Here is a 20037-nt window from a genome sequence, read left to right on the forward strand (position 1 = left end):
TGAATCTGGTTTGTGGGTTTGCAACGCGTAGACGCACGAAGCGTCTGCGATTCGTTACTGCCGGACATCCGCGACGTTGACCGTTTGAACCTTGATGTCTTTGAAAAATTCGTTTTCCTTAAAGTTTCCTGCGCGTGTGTCCTTGCGGTTGGTCCATAGCGGCGTCGTACTTCCGTCGACATGGCGGATGCGGAGGTTGTCCAGATAAATCGTGAACGTGCCAGCTTTGCCGCCGCTAAAGACGACGCCGTGTTTGCCAAGCGGTCCCGGTGCAGTGCTGCTCAAACCCACGATTCGATGTTCCCACACGCTCTTCCCATCAGCGATGCCGGGACCAATGACCTGATCGCGGCCGAACTGATCCACGCCGGTGCCTAGCTTGAAAAGTGGACCGAACGGTTTCGAGTTATTGCCTTCGAGCGTGGAGTAGTAAGGATGCCGCTTGGGCGTGTTGGGTGAAAACGCGATGTCGTATTCGACCCAGTCCGTGGCGTACTGTGTGCCGTTCCAATTCGCCAGCGAGATCGAAAGTCGGTCTCTTGGTTTGGCGTTTTCCGAAATGGTGACGGTTACTGCCAGCACTTCGCCTTCGGGCGCGGCGGGAGCATGATATTTCGCCGGTGCAGGCTGGTGGCCGAGCGCGAGTCCGAGCGATTCCGACCAGGCATCCATTTTCGCAGTGAGCGACTTGACAACTTCGGGATTCGCATCGGCGACGTTGTTGGCTTCGATGTCGTCTGTGACGATGTCATAAAGTTCAAAGCGATTGAAAAATCGATGCAGCTTCCATTTGTCGGTGCGAATCGCGTCTTCGTCTCGCCAGACAAAGTAATAGCTTTCAACGGGACTCGGCTGGTTGTCGCGTAGCGCCGGCCAGACGTCCTTTCCATCCAGCGGTTGCGTTGAAGGCATCGTCGAACCGGTCATTCCCATCAGCGTGGGGAACATGTCCAGCGCGCCGCAAAGTCCGTCCCATTGCCTGCCACCGACCAATCCGCCCTTGGGCCAACGAAAGACAGTCGGCAACCGGACGCCACCGTCATAGATCGAGTGCTTGTGGCCACGCAAGGGAAGGCTGCTGCCCGCCTCCATCGCCCCGTTGTCGCTGGTGAAAACCAAGATCGTGTTTTCGCTCAAGCCCAATTTCTCTAGCTCGGCTTCAATTGCAGCCACGTTCAAGTCCATCGAATGCAGCATTGCCGCGTGGACGTGTTTGTCTTCTTCGGTTGTCTTCTCACTGGCGGCGTGCAGCTTGGCGGCAAGCTTCGGGTCGATGGCAGCCAGATCACCATCCTTTGCCTGCAGCGGTGCGTGAGCAATATGAAACGGAACGTAGCAGAAGAACGGTTTGTCCTTGCTATCGCGAATAAACTCGATGGCCCGCTCGGTAACAAGGTCATCGGTATAGCCCTTGTCCTGTTCGCGGAACTCAAGATTGTGCCACCAGGAAACCGGACCGTTGCCTTTGACTGTGCGACGATTAAAGAAATCCGATCCGCCGCCGTAATAGATCCACGCTTCATCGAAGCCGTGCGAGTTCACGCCGTGACCACCCTCAAGCTTTTTATTGGGCATGTGCTTGAATGCTTCGGCGAAGGCAGCACGAAACTTGGGCGTATCAGGATCGTTGCCGTTGTGCCATTTGCCAAACACACCGGTGCGATAGCCGTTCGCCTTGAAACCCTCGGCGATCGTCGTTTCTTCGAGCGCTAACTCGCCGCCCACTTCAGGTCCCGTTCCAACACGAATTGGATGACGTCCGGTCAGCAACATCGCCCGTGTCGGCGAGCAAACGCACCAACCCATGAACTGGGTCATTTCCACACCGCGTGAAAATAGTCGATCAATGTTTGGCGTAGGTACGCCGCCGCCGTGAACGCTCAAGTCGCCCCATCCCACATCGTCGGACATGATGTAGACGACGTTGGGTTTGGTTTGATCGTCGGCGGCTACTGCGGATGACACCACAGAAAAAGCTGCGATGATCGACGCGATGAACGATAGTTTGAAGTTCGGGTACGGCATTCGGGTCTCGTAAATCGGCTTTGCTTTGGAACGTTGCATGGATTGATTCACTTTGGCAGCGGCGTCATTCCACGGGCATGCTCAGGCCATCATACTGCGCTTACCGCTGTCGATCCCGCCGTTTGCGGAAACGATTCACTTTAAGAAAAGGCAAGGCAAGTAGATGAGAGTCATGGTCATCGTCAAAGCGACGAAGGGCTCGGAAGCGGGGGTGCTTCCTAGCGAACGCCTGCTTGCCGAGATGGGGCTGTTCAATGAGCAGCTGGTGAATGCCGGAGTCATGAAGGCCGGCGAGGGACTTAAACCGAGTTCCGAAGCGAAGCGAATTCGTTTTCACGGAAGCGATCGAGCCGTGACGGATGGGCCATTCGCAGAGACAAAAGAGTTGATCGCTGGTTTCTGGCTTTGGGAAGTTGCCAACATGGAAGAAGCGGTCGAATGGGTGAAGCGGTGCCCGAATCCGATGCTGGAGGACTCCGACATTGATATTCGACCGGTCTATGAGGCAGAAGACTTTGCTGAGAGCGATCCGACCGGCGAGTTGCGAAAGCAGGAAGACAGTCTTGGGAGTCAAGTCTCGCTGCGTGACGCCATCGTGACGCCGTATCTGTTCTTTGGGGGGCGCTGCGAAGAAGCTCTCGATTTTTACGAGCAAGCGATCGGCGCCAAGGTAGTCATGAAGATGCGTTTCGATGAAAGCCCCGATCCACTTCCCGATGGTATGGTTCCGCCGGGCTTTGAATCAAAGATCATGCACGCGACGGTTACCATGGGAAGAACGAACATCATGGTTTCCGATGGATGTGACCAAAAAGCGAAGTTCAACGGATTTCGGATCGCACTATCGGTATCGACGGAACAAGCCGCCGACAAAGCGTTCGAATCGCTTGCGGAGGGTGGTGCGGTCGACATGCCGCTGGTGCAAACATTTTGGTCGCCGCGATACGGTCTGGTTACCGACAAGTTTGGCGTGGGATGGATGGTGATGGTTCCCGGGAAGGCACAGTGATTCTCGGATCCTTGAATTGAAACAGTAACGTCGTCGAAAGAAACAAAATGAAAACGAGCGGAACAAAGAAGTCGCGAACGGCAGGTTGGGTTTTGAGCGTCCTTGTCTCTCTGTTTCTTGTCGGAGCCAGTGCATCGGGCAAGTTCACTCAATGGGAGGGTAAAGACGAAATGTTCGCCAAGCTGGGATGGTCAGAGGATGTGATGTTCATGATCGGCATCGTCGAAGTTGCGATCGCAATCTTGATTCTGATTCCAAGAACGGCGTTCGTTGGCTCGATACTGCTTGCCGCCTACCTAGGTGGAGCGGTAGCGACTCACGTTCGCGTCGGTGAGCCGTACTTTTTCCCGATCATCATTGGCGTTTTGGCGTGGGTAGCCCTGGGGCTTCGCCAGCCCGACGTATTTCGGCTCGCGCTGGGGCGCGGTGCGGCCGATGCGGTGCAGTCTTAAGATTGCATCCTGGGCCACTCCGTTTCGTTATAGTGGAGAGTCTGCCGAGGGCAGATTCACCGTCGTGTGTTGTTGACCCAGCTGTTGTCGCGTTTCGACGTGCTCTGCCGGCCCTTTGAACAGCACTGCTTCTACGCACAAAAAAGGACCCCGTCGTGAAGAATTTGGTTTGTGCCATCGCCGCATGGGTGGCTTTCTGTTTCTCGCCAATCCAGGCCCAGGAACCCGAATTGCCGGGTGCGCAGAAAGAGCACGAGCTACTCGGGCGGTTTGTTGGCGAGTGGACTTCCACGTCGAAAATAGTCGCGTCTGACGAACAACCTTCGATGGAGTGTTCCGGCTCGATGAGATCTAAAATGCTGGGTGAGTTTTGGGTGATCAACGAAATGTCGGGCGACATGGGTGGAGCGGAGTTCAAAGCGATCCAGACGATCGGTTTTGATGCGAGTAAAGAAAAGTACGTTGGCACTTGGGTTGATTCGATGATGAATCACTTGTGGCACTACGAAGGCCGCGTGGACGCAACGGGTAAGAAGTTGGTGCTTCTCGCAGAGGGTCCGAACTTCATGGCCGAGGGCAAGTTGACCACCTTTCGCGACAGCTACGAATTTGTGAACGCTGACACGTTCATCACCACGTCTGAAATGATGGGCGACGACGGCAAGTGGCTTACTTTCATGACGGCCGAGGCGACTCGCAATGCCGCGACGAAGTCGGCAGACTGACGATTGCCGAACTCCGACGAACAGACGCAATGTTTCTCAATCACCCACGCTCGACATCCAAACTCCCGCACGCAAGTGAGACTCGATGATGTTCTATGTTCGCATTTTGGTTTGGGCTCTGTGGGCCGCATGTCTTGGGTCGATGGCGACGCGATGTGATGCCGACCCTGGATCGTCCGCACCGCCCAATGTGATCGTCTTTTTGGTCGACGACATGGGAGTGATGGACACGTCGCTGCCTTTCTTGACCGATGCCGATGGGCAACCCAAGCGTTACCCATTGAATGACTACTACCGGACTCCCAACATGGAACAGTTGGCTGACCACGGCATTCGATTTAGCAACTTTTACGCCATGAGTGTCTGTTCGCCCACGCGTATTTCGATCATGACAGGGAAGAATGCGGCGAGGCACCACACGACGACTTGGATTGCGCCCGAGGCCAACAATGGAGGCAAGTTTGGGCCGCCACAATGGAATTGGAGTGGGCTGCGTACCAGCGATTCCACATTGCCGCGAATGTTACAGTCGGCTGGCTATCGAACGATCCACATTGGAAAGGGGCACTTCGGTCCGTTTGATTCCGAAGGTGAAGAGCCTTTGAATCTTGGCTTCGATATCAACGTTGCCGGTTGTGCAATCGGGGCGCCGGGGTCTTACTTTGGCAACGATCACTATGGGAACAAGAAAGCAACGAAAGGTAATGGCAAGAAGCCGAATCAAGGTAGAAATCGCGCGGTGCCCCACCTGACCAAGTACTTTGGGACCGAGACATTCTTGACGGATGCATTGACGTTGGAAGCGAAGGCCACGATGACGGATGCCGTGGAAGCGAAGACGCCGTTCTTTTTGTACATGGCCCACTACGCAGTGCATTCGCCCCATCAATCTGACCCGCGTTATGCCGATCACTACGTAAGCGCTCAGCATCCCGAACGCCACCAGAATTTTGCGACTCTGGTCGAAGGCATGGATAAGTCGCTCGGCGAACTGATGGCTCACATCCGCGAGCTTGGTATTGCTGAGAACACGCTAGTGCTGTTTTTGGGCGACAACGGCTCGGATGCTCCGATCGGGCATGAGCACGCCGTTGCATGCGCCGCGCCACTTCGCGGAAAGAAGGGCTCGCACTACGAAGGTGGTATGCGTGTCCCATTCATCGCGGCTTGGGGACTGCCCGACGAAAACCATCCGATGCAAAAGCGATTGCCGATCCGGGCCGGAGCGATCCAGTCGGCGATGGGGAATGTTTGCGACCTGCTGCCCACGATCGTCGAGTTGGTTGGTATGGCGCCATCGACCGACGATCCGATCAATGATCCCATCGACGGCACATCGCTTCGTAAACTGCTTTCGGGTGAACCGGACCCAAGCCATTCGAAAAAGTTTCTGATGCATTTTCCGCACGAGCACCGGACCAGCTACTTCACCAGCTACCGCAATGGCGACTGGAAGGTCATTCACCACGACTTTCCCGGTAAAGACTCCAACGGCGCCGAGTATGAACTGTTCAACCTTGTTGACGATCCGTTCGAGCAAGTCAATTTGGCGACATCCAAACCGGTTGAACTCAAACGTATGATGAACGAGTTGATCGAGAGCTTGCGGGAGCATGAAGCGCAGTACGTCGTTGGCACCTCTGGCCAGCCAGTGTCGCCGAAGCCGGTTTTGACAGAATCGGTGGAGTAGCGATTGAGTTTGATGTTGCTATCAATGGGACAGAAAGCCTTATGAGTTCATCGTCGAATCCGTTTCACGTCTATCTATACGGGCGTGGCCGCGAGCCGATCCCGACAAGCTTTGAGGCGTCATCGTCCCGATTGGAGGGACTGCCACTTTTGCATTTCGAACCGGATGGATCCTTCGTCTGGGTTCGCGACGGTGGCGGGCAGCAGATTTACGGGATGATCTACGATGCCGCGGGTTTGATTCAGTACTGTGAATTGCAGGGAAAATGCACGCTTTCGACGTGGGTTGAACTCCGTCACGCGATCACCGGCGATCCGGCCAGCGACGATCTTGAACTGATGCGGCTGCCCGAGCAAAAGTTGCAGGATTTGCAATCGTTTGAACAATTCGTCTGGGGCAAAGTTGACAGGGTTTGAGTGAGTCAGGCGATGAAAAGATAAATTGGATCGGCCTGAATTGATGGAAAAACGCGGTTTTCCGCGAACGCGAGTTGATTCGGTCGTGTCAGTTCAAGCGATTGGCACGCCTGTTGCATTACAGGTCTTTCAGAATGCGAACGAGTGTCATGCAAAGAAGCCCACTCTTCGGACGAATCACTTTTCAGGAGGATCTTGATCATGTTGACCATCACTTGCGAAAACAGCATCTCGGAAAACAACGCAGACGCTCAAGTTGAGACACTGCCCTCGGATGCCGAAATTTCCCGCCGCGTGCTGCAAATCCGATCGGGTTGGACGATCCAAGAACGGGTTTCGCGTCGTCGGGACGCCGAAAATCGTTTCGAATTGTTGTTGCAAAAGTTGTCGGGCTGCGAAGCGGCCTGAGCCTTGTCGCGGCCACGTGCCGCGTCATTGATCGTCAAGCTGTTCGCCACCCGTCGCTAGCGAGTTCACTGATTCTCCGGCGACGGTATCGTGGTAGCGACAAGCTTCCAAGAACGATTCCAACAGAACGAGCGCGGCGATAGCGTCAATGCGTTTCTTCTTTTTTGCACGTGTGTAACCGCCATCAGCCATCCGCGACTTCGCGGCCGACGTCGTGAACCGCTCGTCGAATAATCGCACCGGCAAGTCCGTCTCGTCGGACAACCATTTGGCAAACTTCCTTGCCTCCAAACTCTTTTGGCTTTCGCCACCGTCGCAGTGGATCGGCAAGCCGACCACAAACGCCGCGATCCGTTCACCCTTCGCCAGTTCGCGGAAATAGTCACCGTCGTCCTCCCAGTTCGCCGCCGGGTGGACTTCGAGCGGGCTGGCCAAAATCCGATCCGGATCACAGATCGCGATCCCAATGCGCACCGTCCCATAATCGACGGACGCAACACGGCCGGTACGGGGGAAGTCCGAATCGGAATCTGCATCGGGTGTCGGATCGGGATAAGAATCCATGGTGTCGTTTCTATGAAGTTTTGGCGGCGCGAGTGCATCAGAGATGTCACAGGCAGTCATTAAACATTATGTTTCGCGAAATTCATCTCTGGTTTGCTGTTCTGACTGTCCCATCTTATGTTGCATCATCGTCAACGGTACCGCCGGCACGCTTGCGGTGCTGTGTTTTTGATCATGTTACTGGTTCATGTTGGGTGTTCCCGACCACCCCAGCCCGATCCGCTTGAGCTTCCCCTGTCCGAACCGACGTCGGCGGATGTGGCGGATCAGAGAACGATTCGCCAATACCAGACGGCAATTCAAGTCGAATCGTCACTCCGTTCCCAGTCGTCGAACGTTGCTACCAACGATTGGCCTCAGTTGTACGGGCCCAACCGAAACTCCGTCGCGGCTACCCAGGCGGTGAATCTGGCTTGGGGACCGGACGGTCCCAAACAACGCTGGAGCCTAAGTATCGGTACGGGCTATGGATCGCCCGTCGTTGCCGGAAATCGGTTGGTGTTCAATCACCGTATCGACGACGAGGAGATCGTCCAGTGCGTCGACACAGAAAGTGGTGAAACGATATGGCGATACCGGTATCCGACCACGTTCGTTTGCGACGTCGAATACAGTGACGGCCCTTACAGCACACCGGTGATTGATGGCGACCGAGTCTTCGCGGTTGGCGGACAGGGTCAATTTTTTTGCTTGTCGCTTGACTCTGGTGAGATCATTTGGTCGCGCGATCTGCACGAGGAATACGAAGTGAAAGACGGAATCTTTCCCGTCGGTGCATCGCCAATGGTGATCGGCGACCGCGTCATTTTCGATGTTGGAGCGGAAGATCACGGCGTGGGCATTCTGGCGATGGACCGCAATGATGGAGCCGACATTTGGCAATCCGGCGACGCGCCCGCAGGCTATTGCGCACCCGTCGCTGCGACCATCCACGATCAATCGTTCGTGTTCGTGATGACCCATTTGGGTCTAACGTCACTTGACCCGGAAACGGGCTTGGCCGATTGGTCGGTTTCTCATCATTCGCGCGCCCCGATGTCGTTCAACGCTGTGACACCGTTGGTGTCGGATAATAAAGTGTTGATCGTAACAGGCCCAGGGCCAGGGGCGGTTTGTTTGCAAATCAACCCGGATCGAACGCAACAAGAACTGTGGCGAGATCGGCGTGTCATCGATTGCCAGTACAACACGTTGATGCCGGTCGGTTCGGATGTAATCGCATTCACATCTGCGGGGCAGGGTGGCGCGGAACTTCGCAGCGTGGACCTTGCGACAGGAAAGCTAAACTGGAAATATCACTCGCTACTTCGTCGAGGCCAGGGTCTGGTCGTCAACGGATCATTGGTTTTGGTTGGCGAGCGAGGTCATCTCGCGTCTGTCATCCCAACAGCAACCGAGGCCAATGTGCTCGCTTTCACTGCCGCGCCGATCATGACAGAACCTTGTTTTGCTCCACCCTCGCTGGCTGGAAAACACCTATTTGTGCGCGATGGTGAACGGCTGGCTTGTTTTGATTTGAGAAACTGATCGCTGTTGAGTGTGAAGCGTTTGGTATCTCGTGTGGACGCTCGTTTAGTTGTTGACGTCCTCTATTTCGGTATTGCTGGCCGTCAATAGGCCCCCCTTGCGACCGGAGAATGCAACATCGGCCAACTTGATACTTAGATCAACGCCGCTTTGCTTGGCCAGTTGGGCCGTTATCGCAAGCGGGCTGGAAAGCTCCACTTGCTTGAGGTCTGCCAGTCGCGCCTTCACGTGAATCTTGTCCAACGAGTCGGGCATCTTTTCGAACACATTTCGGTACCAATGGGCGGCACGATCGAGGGCACCCTGTCGATAGACTCCCGGCCTGGCTTGCGATGCCAATTCCCACCACGAGTCAGCGATGGCAACTTCGTCTTCATTCGTTTTAAATCCCTTCAAGTCGATCCTTGAAGCACGGCGAAGTGGTTCGGGGCCGCCACCCACCAGTAACGGCAATCCACGATCCCAGTCGCCCTTGATGAAGCACAGGTATCGCCCAAACGTCGCCGCCGCCTCGCCATCATCGGGATTGTCGCGATAGGCGGCCAATTGATCTTTGGCGTTGGCATACTGGCGTTCGGCTTCGCCCAGCACAACACCCAATCGCCCCAGCATTTTCGGCAACCGGTTGCTTCGCGAAACATCGATCATCCGATCCGCACTACGTACCAAGATTCTGGCGGTGTCGTAGTCGTCATTCTCAACCGCGTGCCAAACAACATAGACCGCCCGTTGTAAAAACGTGGTTCCATCGATGGATGCCGAATCCATTTGTGACGATGACTTGGCGAGACTCAAAAGGGCGTCCGTGTTGGTCTTGTAGGCGTCGACTTCAAACGTGGCGACACGTGCATCGACCGCCGACAACAACGTGTCGACCGATCCCGCCAATTGGGCAAGCTCCATCGCCGCCGTTTGCATCACATAGGTGCCGGCCAGATCAGCCTGCATCGTTGCCGACGCTTTCGAAATGTCCACCGCCAATTTGTCTTTTGCCATTCGATCTCTCGCCGCGCGGATACGGTCACCAAAGATCGATTGAAATCGTTCTTCGGCGTTGGCCAATTCGATCGAGTTGGGAACTTCTCGACGAACGATGGGAATCGAATCAAGGCTCATCGTTTGGGTCGGTGACTCGGACGTGTCCGCAATGATCGACGAGGTCACCGTTTCGCTGCGGTCGATCACGTTGTCGAACGAAACTTCGCGGTGAATGACCGCCGCCGGTTGTCGTTCGTTCCCGGCATAGGTGAATGCGGGATAGAGCTGTTGGAATAGAAGGTCGTTACTCAAAGAGAACGGCCAACCGTTGCCCCAGATCGCCAGCGCGCCGTCACCGCGTAGATGACCGAATCCGCGAGTGATTGCCCGTTGACCGCCCTCGCCACCGAACAGACGATAGTCTTCGGGTTTGGTCCATGGCACCGAGAAATCGTCGTCGACTTCCAACAACAGGATCGTGTTGTCTAAGCCATCGGTGATCCTGTCCACCTTGGTAACTTTCTGTTCGTTGCTTTCTTCATCACGCTCGGTGAAATCGTGAAAAATCAGGAAGTTGGCCAGCGGGACTAGGAAATTCGTATTCGTGTCGAAACGTTCTGGTGAAACGTATTCTGGCGGAATGAACGTCAACAGTTCTTTGTTCTCGGGGTAGTCCCAAGGTCGTTCGTGATTGAATTTGTCGTACAGTTCTTGATAGCCCAGGTAGGGAAGGAGGGCAACTCGCCACGAAAATGTCGAAATCCCACCCGAAGACTCCATCGTGTAGTACGGGAACTCACCGTGATCGGCCACGTAGGCCGCCATGGCTTCGTGGATTTTCTTGAGGTTGTCGACAGCCATCCTGCGACGATCGACAGCCGACAATGACTCAGTTGGCTTTCGCTGGTCAATGGGCGTCAATGGTTTCTGTTCGACGCCGGCGATCGCCTTGGACGTTTGTTTCGGAACGGCCGTTTCGACCGCTGCGGTCTTTGACTCGCTGATGGGGGCGGGTTGCGGTGCAGGGGCGCTAGCTGCGACCGGAGCAGCTACTTGCACCGGAGTCGGGTCAACGTCATCGGAACTTGCCCGTTTGCGCCTCATCGCTTTGGCGATCAAATCCTCTTTGCTGGGGCCACATCCGACGACAAAAATCGTGGCGCAACATGCGATCATTTTCAAAATCGTATGGATGCGGAATCGAGCCAATGCGATCGATGCAGCGGATTCGGGTCGGGCGGCGGTGAAAGACGTTTTCAATGGATTCTTCGCAAGAACAGTGGGCTGGTCGTAAGTGTCTCGAACGTTCGCATCACTCTTTCAACAGAACGCGACGGATCCAACCGAAGGTGAACGCAGAACCTCCGACGCACCAGACCCCAATCACGTCGAGTTCGTTCATGAACTTGTTGGCTTCGGTCATCGTTTGCTCGAGCCGCGCGCGGATTTCGCCCATGCGGTTCTCAAGCGGAGTCCAAGCCGATGATGGTGATTCGATTTTTGCCGGATCGCGTTTGAGTTGTTCGGCATCGCTGTTGGTTCGTTTGATCGATCGAGCCAGCAACGAGGTAAAGTTCTCGCCGGCATTTTCGATCGACGAGAACCAAAACTCGTCTCGGGCGATCACCGCAACGGTTAGTGTCTCGGCACCACTGTCGACGATGGCGAATGCTTCACTGTGCTCCGATTCAGCTGCTTCGGATTCGGGATCCACTTTCCAGTGCGTCGCAAACTCGTGCGCCGAAAAATTTACCAATGCTATCGCTGCCGATTGCAATCCGGAGACTGTCAAACCAGCACTTTGGAACAGATCGATGCGACTTTCGATCGCAGTTCGGCGAGCAGCCGAAACGAAGGCCGGTCGTCCCTTGATTTGTTCGATGACATCGTCTGCCATCCACCGAACGATCCCCAATTCGTCCAACGGCAATGGGATTCGCTCTCTAACTTCGACGTCAAGCAATTTATTCGCTTGTTTCTTGTCGACGGGTGGCAGTCGCACAAAGCGATTGACTGTCTCGGTCGTCGGCATACTGATCCATACCGGCGTTTCACCGGGTGCGATTTCGCCAGCCATCTTTACAATCGCATCGCGAATGACGGACGACTTCGTCTGGCTGCCGACGCGGCATGTCGGCTCTGGAAACTCAGCGGTGTACAACGCAATGACTTGCACCGTGCCTTCGGGATTCAGTTCCAAATGTGCGCCGCGGATTCCGCTGGCCCCGACGTCGATACCCCAGCAAGACTTGGTTTTCTTCCGGCTGCGAATCGCCGACATCAAACCTTTTTTGGGCGGCAAAAAGTCACCTTCGACACGGGCGATCCCAAGTCCCTGCAGCGCCAGGCCGAACGCGATGCTATGTCTTGCCAACGCGTTTCGATCCAGGGATGTATCGCCGAACGAAAGCGATTGAGGATACGCCAAAATACCGACCTTCCCGCCCACCCAGCTTTGGCGACTGCCATCCCAATCGGCATAGGCTAGTCGTAGTTCCGAGGGGCGCGACCGAACGGCGCCGGACAACCGTTTCAATGTCACCTTCGCCGTTTCGTCATCGGGTGATTCTTTGTTGAATCGGACGCACATTCGACCCAGCAAGGGAAGTGCGTAGGGTTCGTTGGGGAACTGGTCTGCTAACCAATGCACGTTGTCAATTTTTTCACGAAGTCGAGCGGATTCTTCGTTCTGACATATCGCCGGGATGGCGCTGACGCATTGCAGCGCGTCCGCGTATTTGGATTTGGCGAGTTTTGCATTTGCATTGGCAATCAGTTTTTGTGACAAGTCCGCAGCAAGCTTCGAATATGCGGGATGGCCGGGGGCTAACTCATTAAGTTGATCGAGATAACCTCCCGCCATGATCCATTGTTTCGCAGACACCGCTTTCCGGAGTTCCGCGTCGACGTCCACGAGTTGCCCGAGATGGTTTTTGCTGCGGGATAGAAACCGTTGGCTGTCGGGGCTTAGCAGTTGCGATGGAACCTCGCTAAGCAATTTCACGACCATCGCGTGGTCGCCTCGATCGAAAGCTGCGGCGGCTTGTTGAGCGTGTTGGTCGAATTGGTTGTTGGTTTTCGCCTTCAACTGCTCGATCTTCTCAATGGCTTTGCGAGCATCGTTTGCATCCTTGGCGAACCGATAATCATTTAAGTCAGCGATGCGTCCCAACAGCGAGATGGATTGATCAAAGTCGAACGCCTTGGCTGCTTGAACCGCTTGGGTCATCGTTTCGCCATGCTTGGCGATGCGCTGATTCAACAACGCCGCCAGATCGGTACCGCACGAACCACAGAACTTTTGCGTAAGCGAGACCTGCTTGCTGCACATCGCACAGGGCTCGACCAACGTTTGGCCACATCCGGCGCAGAACAATTCGCCGTTGCCGTTGTTGTGTTTGCAGTTGCCACACGTGTTTCCGACCGCGCCGGACACTGAATTCATCGTTGTCATCTCATTCCTGCCCATGATTCCATACCAACGCGAAAGTTTCGCTCTCCTGCTTCATCGTGGATCTGATTGAAGGTCGACGATGGCACCGAGTACCGGAAACCAATTACTGAAGGTTTTGTCGTCCGGGTCACCCACTTCGACGTAGCCGTGCTGGCGATCGCGATTGAACATCACCGTCGGACAATCTGCCGGGACGGTTAGAACCAATCGATACTCGCCCGGCTTGGACATCGGCGTTAGATGAGCTTTCAATTCCTTGGGCTCCACGCCGGTGACTTCGATCTTGCGATTCGCTTCGCCTCGGTTTCGGACCACCAGCTTGAACTGGTGCTCCTTGCCCGCGTCGAGGGTTCCGATATCCAACCCTTCGCTGCTGTGGATATCGGGGCTGTAAAAATTGATGGGCGCACGAACGTGACCAGCCACGTTGACCGTGCGTGTCATCACTTCGTCGGAGTTCGGATTCTTGAACGTCAACTTCACGTCACCGGAAAACTTGCCGCGAGACTTTCCGCTGGTTGATACGCTCACTCGCCAAGCCCATTTTGCGTGCTTGTCGAACAGACTGGTATCGTCCACGGACAGCGGTTCGACGTTCCAATCGAAACTTGGCAAGTCGCTTGCGGCTGAGTCCAAGTAGAAGTCTTCAAGCAGTTGGCTGTAGACGGTGAACGTTGCTTCGGGTAGGTCACCGGGATTGACCGACTTCATCACAACTTGGCTGGGCACGACCAATTCAGCGCGTATTTCGCCTTGGACCGTCAAAGTTATTTCGGGTTGCAGCGGGTCGTTCGTTTCGAGCGTCGCCGATTGCTCGTAGTTGTCCAGTTGGTATCCCGTGTTCCAAGTCATTGTGACGTCGGTTTGCCCGCCGGGAAGAAGGACGTTGCTGCCCAGTTTTCCGACCGTACATTTGCAACTCGTTCGCTGAACGTTAATGGTCAAGGGTGCTTCGCCGTCGTTACGAACGGTGAACGAATGGCTGACGGTGGCATGTGGGTCGAGCAAACCGAAATGAAACTCGGTTGTATCAAGCGAGGCGATCGGACGAACGGACGAGGAAATGGTCGCGACTTCGCTTGCCCGCTGCTTGACCTCTGCGATCTTCGCTTTGAACGCCGGGCGAAGAGCTTTCGGAACACCGTGAGGTTCGTAGCTGACCGTGGCAATCAAGATTCCCGCGACCGTGGCAAGACTGGCCACAACCGCGACACCGGCCATCATTCGTTTTCCGAGCGTGTTCATCAGCGATAGGTGTTTGGTTTAGATAGGGGCAAAAAGGGTGTCACACAAGAAGCCTCTGCGACTCAAGATGAATCGCAGAGGCATCGAATTGGATCAAGCAAGCATCAGGCTCAGTCTTCGAAAGCGCCCTTGAAGAACGTTTCGCTCCAGAACACGCCGCCATAGAACTGGTCGCGTGGCATTTCCGTCGTCGAATCGGCATAGCCGACGTCAACGATTTCGTCTTCGGTCAGCGGAGTAGCGTCAGCACCGTTGGCGTCTTTGCCGACGGGGAAACCCGGGTTCAAGTAGCCGTCGTTGTTCAGGTCATAGAAGACCTTGACGCTTCCGTCGCCCATCAACACGTTGACTGCACCGGCGTGAACGGCGAACCAGTCGCGGGTGTCTTGCAAGTACGTCGGGGCAGTGGTGATGTCCGCTGCGGTGAAGCTTGGGACGTAAGCGGTCGCAGTAGCCAAGTCCGCAGCGTAGGCAGGCCTGCAACCGTTGGTGGTCGCTTCGCCTTTCTCACAAAGTTGGTTCCCGACCAACGGTGCGCCACTTTGGATCAAACGAACCGAACGTGTAGCAGCATCATAGATCGCAGGACCGTCGTTGAACGATTCTGCAAGGATCGATCCAGCCGTGATGTAGGCAGCGGCTTCGTCGCTGTTCGGGTTGTAGACGCGACGGTCTGCTTGGCCGTGACGGATATCCAATGCCAAAACGGCTTCGTCGATATCGCCGGGGCCCGCGCAACCAACGAAGCCGAAGTTGCTTGATGGGATGCGAGAACGATCCAACTCGCGGGCGGCGATCGGACCGACGGTGCCGTTGAGCGCCTTGAAGTCCGGTTGTTCGACATTGCCGTTGATGGCGTTGATCGTCGTTGCCGTTGTCGTGGTCAAGTAGGTGCTCGAACCGGTACCCACGCTTTGCGTGCGGACCATGCCGCGGGACAGGTGCCAACCGGTTGCATAGTTGGTGCTGAATCCGCCTTGCACGAAGTAACGTGAAACCAACTCGGCGCGTTCCGCGCTGCTGTTGGCGCTACCGCCGAAAAAGGCGGTGGGCGATGCGGTCGAGAAGCCCTTCCACTGATCTTGGCCACACACGCCGGCCGACAAACGGTCCGGTCCGGCACCGGCGCGTCCACGGGTGGTGTCGCTACCGAGCAAGTCATTCAACTTTTCGGAACCCAGAAGCGGGTTCGACGGGTCGAGCGATTCGTTCAAGTTCGCTTCGCCCGTGTTTACCAAGTCAGCAACCCACCCAAACGTATCGGGGCATCCGTCACGACGGAGGTCGTAGGCACCGGAGCAAAATTGTCCGCCGGGGCTACGCGTGCTGAATTTGAACAGACCAACACCGATGTTCTTCAGGTTGGCTTGGCATTGTGCCGAACGAGCGGCTTCACGTGCCTTGGTGATTGCTGGCAGCAACAGGGCCGCCAACAACGCGATGATGGCAATCACCACCAACAGTTCGATTAGGGTAAAACCCGCTTTTCGCATACGCATTTTTAAAGTTCCAAAAGGTTCTCTGGACATCCACGCGAGGCGTGATCCAGAATGTGGGGATGGGTAGAGTGGGTGGCGGGTTCGATTGTTCGAAAGCGACTTCCCTGCACGGAAGCGATTTCACGATCCGTCACCTGCTCTGCTTTTTCGTTAGTTGTGATCGACATACTGTCATTTTCGGGTCGATCGTCCGATTCAAACACGGCCGTACTGGGCCGTGTCGTTTCGCTGGCAATACGATTGCTGTGCGAGGTTTGTCATGGGCGGGGCTTGGTGGTCGCCCCGCGATACCGCCTGAAAGCGGCCTAAGCTTTATCGGGTTCGAAATTGGTTAGGTCGCAATCCTCCTGTGTAGGCGTGACCAGCTTGACCCTTCTTGCGGTCAAGCGATAAAAACAAAAAACACAAATTGACCATCTAGTTCTGGCTGCCCTTGGATCCGAGTGCATGGAAGCTGGCCAGCTGTAACGCTTCCGCTTCGATCACCGAATCGATCCAATAAGGGCCGCCCGAAGGGACGTTCACGTCCGCACCGTCAAAGCCGTTGTTGATGAATCCGTCATTGTTGACATCGGTGAGTGCTCGCACGGAGCCGTCGGCCATCAACACATTGGCCGTGCCAAGATGAAGCGGTGACATGCCGCGATAGTCTTGGCGTGTGTCGTGGTTCCAAGACTTCAACCAACCGCTTGCGCCCTCGCGTGGCGTGCTGGCGGGGAAACTAGGCAGACTCATGAAGAACGTGCTGCTGGTTTCTGCGGTTCCATCGGCATCGTTGTCGACCATCACACGGTTGCCGACCGGACTGCCGACGATGCCCGTGGCATAAAACGAACCGCCGAGGAGTTCGCCAATCGTCGTGGAAAGCGATCCCGCCGCTGCCGCATCGCACAGCAGCGGAACCGTGCTGGACGACGCACTGGCACTGTCCAAGATTCGCGTGGTCAGGACGCCTTTGGTGACGTTTCGTCCTCGCGGATCGGTGTCGGTACACGTCGCATCCGTCGGGTCGGCGTTGCCGTCGGCGTCCAATCGCAGTTCCGATCGCAGTAAGAACCAGGAAGCCGCGAAGTTCGTGTTGTAGCCTTGGTCGAGCATCTGCTGTTGGATCAATTCGGCCCGCTCGTCGGACAGTGGAGCCAAGTTATCATCCGCAATCTTGCGACAAATGTTTTTGATCTGCTGTCCCATTTCGTTGGTATGTTCTTCGCTGCCCAAACGATCCACGCAATCAGTGGCCTGCAAATCGGCGATCGGGATCGTCAACAGTTGTTCGATCGCTTTGCTAGTCGTCGCACCGCTACTGGGACACCGCATTTCACTGACCAAGACGCCGCGTCGAACGAGATCAGCGACCCAACCCTGTTCCGTAGGAACTCCGTCGCGTTCGACGTCAAAACCGCCCGAGCAAAACGCACCGTCGGGTGCGGACGTCGTGCGAGAGGTCAATGTGATGCCGAAATTCCGAAGGTTGCTCTGGCACTCGACACCCCGGGCGGCTTCGCGAGCCTTTGAAACGGCGGGCAACAACAACGCCGCAAGGATTCCAATGATGGAAATCACCACCAGCATCTCGATCAACGTGAATCCGGTTCGTCGCATCTTGGTCTTTCGGGTTTGCATCGCTTGGGTCAGCACGGCAAATGGATCGAGGGAGTTTGAAATCAGAGCGAAACGTCGTCGATTGCTCAGTAGCACTGGCCCGCTCGGTCGCTTAGTGCTCACCGTCTGAGTCAGCCATACGCGAGAATGTTTGTCGGCTTTGAGCTGACTTGCAACAGCCAATCGATGATCTCATCGAGTCTTCATCGTTTCTGCGCATTTGTCCGTTCGTGGCCTGTGGTTGGAAACGCTTCGTGGTGGGGCTTGAAGGTGTTCGAAGGCGTGTTTCTGCCACCTAGAGTCGCTCTCGCGGCCAGTCGTGTTAGGATGGGGTGGCTCGGCAATTCATCGGATATTCACAAACGTTTTGGCCTTCGATCGAGACAGTTCTTGGACGCTTCACTTCCCCCATCCGAAACAAAGACCCTAGACGTATCGTTGCTTCGCGCGGAGCAGCTTTCCCGTCTGAACGCGTTGCTCGTCGTGGCCCGTGACAGGCCTTTTTACAAAGCTCGTTTGCGAAGCATTTGTTTGCCGCTGGATTCGCTTGATCAACTGGGTGAGTTGCCGTTTTTGACAAAAGAAGACTTAGTCGGAAATGCGCCCGGAGTGCCCGGTCGCATTTTTGATCTGCCACGGAACCAATATTCACGACTGCACCAGACCAGCGGTACGCGAGGCTATCCGATGGTGGTTTTGGATACGCCCGATGATTGGCAGTGGTGGCTTCGTTGTTGGGACTTCGTTCTGGATGCGGCTCGAGTCACCGACGATGATGTTGCCTTGATGGCGTTTTCGTTCGGGCCTTTCATCGGATTCTGGACCGCCCACGATGCGCTGGTTCGTCGCCAGTCAACGGTGGTCCCCAGCGGTGGCATGTCTAGTGAGAACCGTTTGCGAATGATCACGGATCACCATTGCACGGTGATGTGTTGCACGCCTACGTATGCGCTTCATCTGGTCGAGGTCGCTAAGCGAGTTGGCGTTGATCTAAGTGCGAACTCTGTCACGCGCATCATCGTCGCGGGTGAACCGGGCGGTTCGATCGATTCGATTCGTTGCAACATCGAACAAGCTTGGGGCGCCGAAGTGTTCGATCACACCGGTGCCAGCGAAGTCGGTGCGTGGGGATTTGCCAGTGATGACCGTCGAGGTATCCACGTGATCGAATCCGAATTCATTGCCGAGTGTTTGGTGTTCGACGATGCGTCGCCGCGCGGGCGCGTCGCCGCCGAAGGCGAGCAAGCCGAATTGGTGCTGACTAACTTGGGACGCTTGGGAGGTCCGGCAATCCGCTATCGCACCGGCGATATCGTTCGCGGGTATCGCCAGCACGATCGGCCGTGCCGTTTTCTTTGGCTCGACGGGGGCGTGTTGGGCCGATGCGATGACATGGTCGTTATCCGCGGCGTCAACGTTTTCCCGTCCAGCGTCGAAGCGATCGTGCGAGAGATTGAACCGACCGCCGAATTCCGAATGATCGTTACTCGCAGAGATCACATGGACCAGTTGGCGATCCAGTTGGAAGCATCGGAGTCGTCGGCCGGGCAACTTGCCCGGCGACTTCGTGACCGATTGGCGATGCGAATTGACGTCGATCCGTTGCCCGACGGATCGCTGCCGCGGTTCGAAGCCAAGGCCAAGCGATGGCTCGATCATCGTGAACTTCATTAGACTGAGCATCGAATTGCGTCTTGCCCTCACCTTTACCCCACTGGCGTCACCAACACTTTCATGTCCCAACCTGATCCCATACGACCCAAAGAGACTCAGACGGATGTCGTTCCGTTGACCATCACTCGCGACGGTGACTCGGCGATTTCGATCTCGTGGAGCGATGGGACGATGACCCGTTGGACCGCATCGGTGCTTCGCAATACATGCCCCTGTGCGACTTGTCGTGAAAAGAAGCGTGGGGAAGCCGAAAAACGTGAAGCGGCTGGCAAATTGAGGGGTTTGCCGGTGTTGAGTGCTGCCGAAGCTCGCCCGCTACGCATCGAATCGATGCGTCCGGTGGGCAGCTATGCGTACAGCATTGGATTCAGTGACGGCCACGATTCGGGGATCTTCCCCTTCGTGATGTTGCACCGAGGCGACCAGCCCACGTGATGCGGACCCACCTGCAGAGGTGCTCGAATGTTCCTCCTAGGGCGCCTTAAGACGCAATAATAGCCGAATTTGTATTTTTCGACCCCCGTCATCGCATATGATTCGACGATGTCCTTCTTGTCACGAGTTCTCGTGACTCTGGGCATCTCGCTTTTTCTGACGGAGGATGTTTGAAAGATGGGACTCTTAGACCAATTGCGCAGCTGGTGGACGAAACAATCCGACCCGCGTGCCGAACTGATGCGAACCGAACGCAAAAAAACGGAGGCGATGGCGAAACGCCTTGATCAGAACCAGCGGAAAGATCGTAAGCCAAAACGTGAAACAGTTGGCC

General features: G+C 55.7%; 16 protein-coding genes. 9 read left to right on the forward strand and 7 right to left on the reverse strand.

The window, feature by feature from the left end:
• Positions 1-54 precede the first annotated feature (54 nt).
• Positions 55-2064: a sulfatase-like hydrolase/transferase gene (locus Poly51_RS07980; protein WP_146456088.1), complete on the reverse strand. Its 2010-nt coding sequence runs from the start codon at positions 2062-2064 to the stop codon at positions 55-57.
• A gap of 124 nt (positions 2065-2188) precedes the next feature.
• On the opposite strand from Poly51_RS07980, the gene Poly51_RS07985 reads away from it, so the two are divergent.
• The 6 genes from Poly51_RS07985 to Poly51_RS08010 all read left to right on the forward strand — a co-directional run bounded on the left by Poly51_RS07985 (position 2189) and on the right by Poly51_RS08010 (position 6725).
• A complete protein-coding gene (locus tag Poly51_RS07985; RefSeq protein ID WP_146456090.1) occupies positions 2189-3034 on the forward strand; it encodes a YciI family protein in 846 nt (281 codons plus the stop codon).
• Positions 3035-3081: 47 nt separating this feature from the next.
• Positions 3082-3486 (forward strand): DoxX family protein, encoded by a 405-nt coding sequence (locus Poly51_RS07990; RefSeq protein WP_146456092.1) that lies wholly within the window; start codon positions 3082-3084, stop codon positions 3484-3486.
• A 155-nt stretch (positions 3487-3641) separates the two neighbouring features.
• Positions 3642-4211, forward strand: coding sequence for a DUF1579 domain-containing protein (locus Poly51_RS07995; RefSeq protein WP_186775417.1), 570 nt, complete (start codon positions 3642-3644; stop codon positions 4209-4211).
• An 85-nt stretch (positions 4212-4296) separates the two neighbouring features.
• A complete protein-coding gene (locus Poly51_RS08000; RefSeq protein ID WP_246114339.1) occupies positions 4297-5901 on the forward strand; it encodes a sulfatase-like hydrolase/transferase in 1605 nt (534 codons plus the stop codon).
• A gap of 41 nt (positions 5902-5942) precedes the next feature.
• Entirely contained in the window at positions 5943-6317 is a 375-nt protein-coding gene (locus tag Poly51_RS08005; protein WP_146456095.1) for a hypothetical protein, read from the forward strand.
• A gap of 201 nt (positions 6318-6518) precedes the next feature.
• Positions 6519-6725, forward strand: coding sequence for a hypothetical protein (locus tag Poly51_RS08010; RefSeq protein ID WP_146456097.1), 207 nt, complete (start codon positions 6519-6521; stop codon positions 6723-6725).
• 24 nt (positions 6726-6749) lie between these two features.
• Here the strand turns inward: Poly51_RS08010 and ruvX are convergent, their stop codons facing one another.
• Complete coding sequence (ruvX, locus tag Poly51_RS08015; RefSeq protein WP_146456099.1) at positions 6750-7289, reverse strand: Holliday junction resolvase RuvX; 540 nt, start codon at positions 7287-7289, stop codon at positions 6750-6752.
• 117 nt (positions 7290-7406) lie between these two features.
• Here ruvX and Poly51_RS08020 point away from each other — a divergent pair, with 117 nt between their 5' ends.
• Complete coding sequence (locus tag Poly51_RS08020; protein WP_146456101.1) at positions 7407-8816, forward strand: PQQ-binding-like beta-propeller repeat protein; 1410 nt, start codon at positions 7407-7409, stop codon at positions 8814-8816.
• 45 nt (positions 8817-8861) lie between these two features.
• On the opposite strand, the gene Poly51_RS08025 is transcribed toward Poly51_RS08020, so the two are convergent.
• The 5 genes from Poly51_RS08025 to Poly51_RS08045 form a co-directional block, all read right to left on the reverse strand.
• Positions 8862-11054 carry a DUF1559 family PulG-like putative transporter gene (locus Poly51_RS08025; RefSeq protein WP_146456103.1) on the reverse strand — a complete coding sequence of 731 codons (2193 nt, stop codon included), beginning with the start codon at positions 11052-11054 and terminating at the stop codon, positions 8862-8864.
• A gap of 52 nt (positions 11055-11106) precedes the next feature.
• Positions 11107-13239, reverse strand: coding sequence for a pilus assembly protein PilM (pilM, locus tag Poly51_RS08030; RefSeq protein WP_186775418.1), 2133 nt, complete (start codon positions 13237-13239; stop codon positions 11107-11109).
• Positions 13240-13299: 60 nt separating this feature from the next.
• Positions 13300-14493 carry an Ig-like domain-containing protein gene (locus Poly51_RS08035; RefSeq protein ID WP_146456107.1) on the reverse strand — a complete coding sequence of 398 codons (1194 nt, stop codon included), beginning with the start codon at positions 14491-14493 and terminating at the stop codon, positions 13300-13302.
• A gap of 110 nt (positions 14494-14603) precedes the next feature.
• Positions 14604-15986 carry a DUF1559 family PulG-like putative transporter gene (locus Poly51_RS08040; protein WP_146457252.1) on the reverse strand — a complete coding sequence of 461 codons (1383 nt, stop codon included), beginning with the start codon at positions 15984-15986 and terminating at the stop codon, positions 14604-14606.
• A gap of 423 nt (positions 15987-16409) precedes the next feature.
• Complete coding sequence (locus Poly51_RS08045) at positions 16410-17594, reverse strand: DUF1559 family PulG-like putative transporter (protein WP_246114341.1); 1185 nt, start codon at positions 17592-17594, stop codon at positions 16410-16412.
• A 516-nt stretch (positions 17595-18110) separates the two neighbouring features.
• Here Poly51_RS08045 and Poly51_RS08050 point away from each other — a divergent pair.
• Both Poly51_RS08050 and Poly51_RS08055 read left to right on the forward strand, forming a co-directional pair.
• On the forward strand, positions 18111-19268 hold the full coding sequence (locus Poly51_RS08050) for a phenylacetate--CoA ligase family protein (protein WP_246114342.1): 1158 nt from the start codon (positions 18111-18113) through the stop codon (positions 19266-19268).
• Between the two features lie 60 nt (positions 19269-19328).
• Positions 19329-19703 carry a DUF971 domain-containing protein gene (locus Poly51_RS08055; RefSeq protein ID WP_146456111.1) on the forward strand — a complete coding sequence of 125 codons (375 nt, stop codon included), beginning with the start codon at positions 19329-19331 and terminating at the stop codon, positions 19701-19703.
• The last annotated feature ends 334 nt before the right edge of the window (positions 19704-20037 follow it).

The sequence above is a fragment of the Rubripirellula tenax genome (assembly GCF_007860125.1).
Taxonomy (GTDB): Bacteria; Planctomycetota; Planctomycetia; order Pirellulales; family Pirellulaceae; genus Rubripirellula; species Rubripirellula tenax.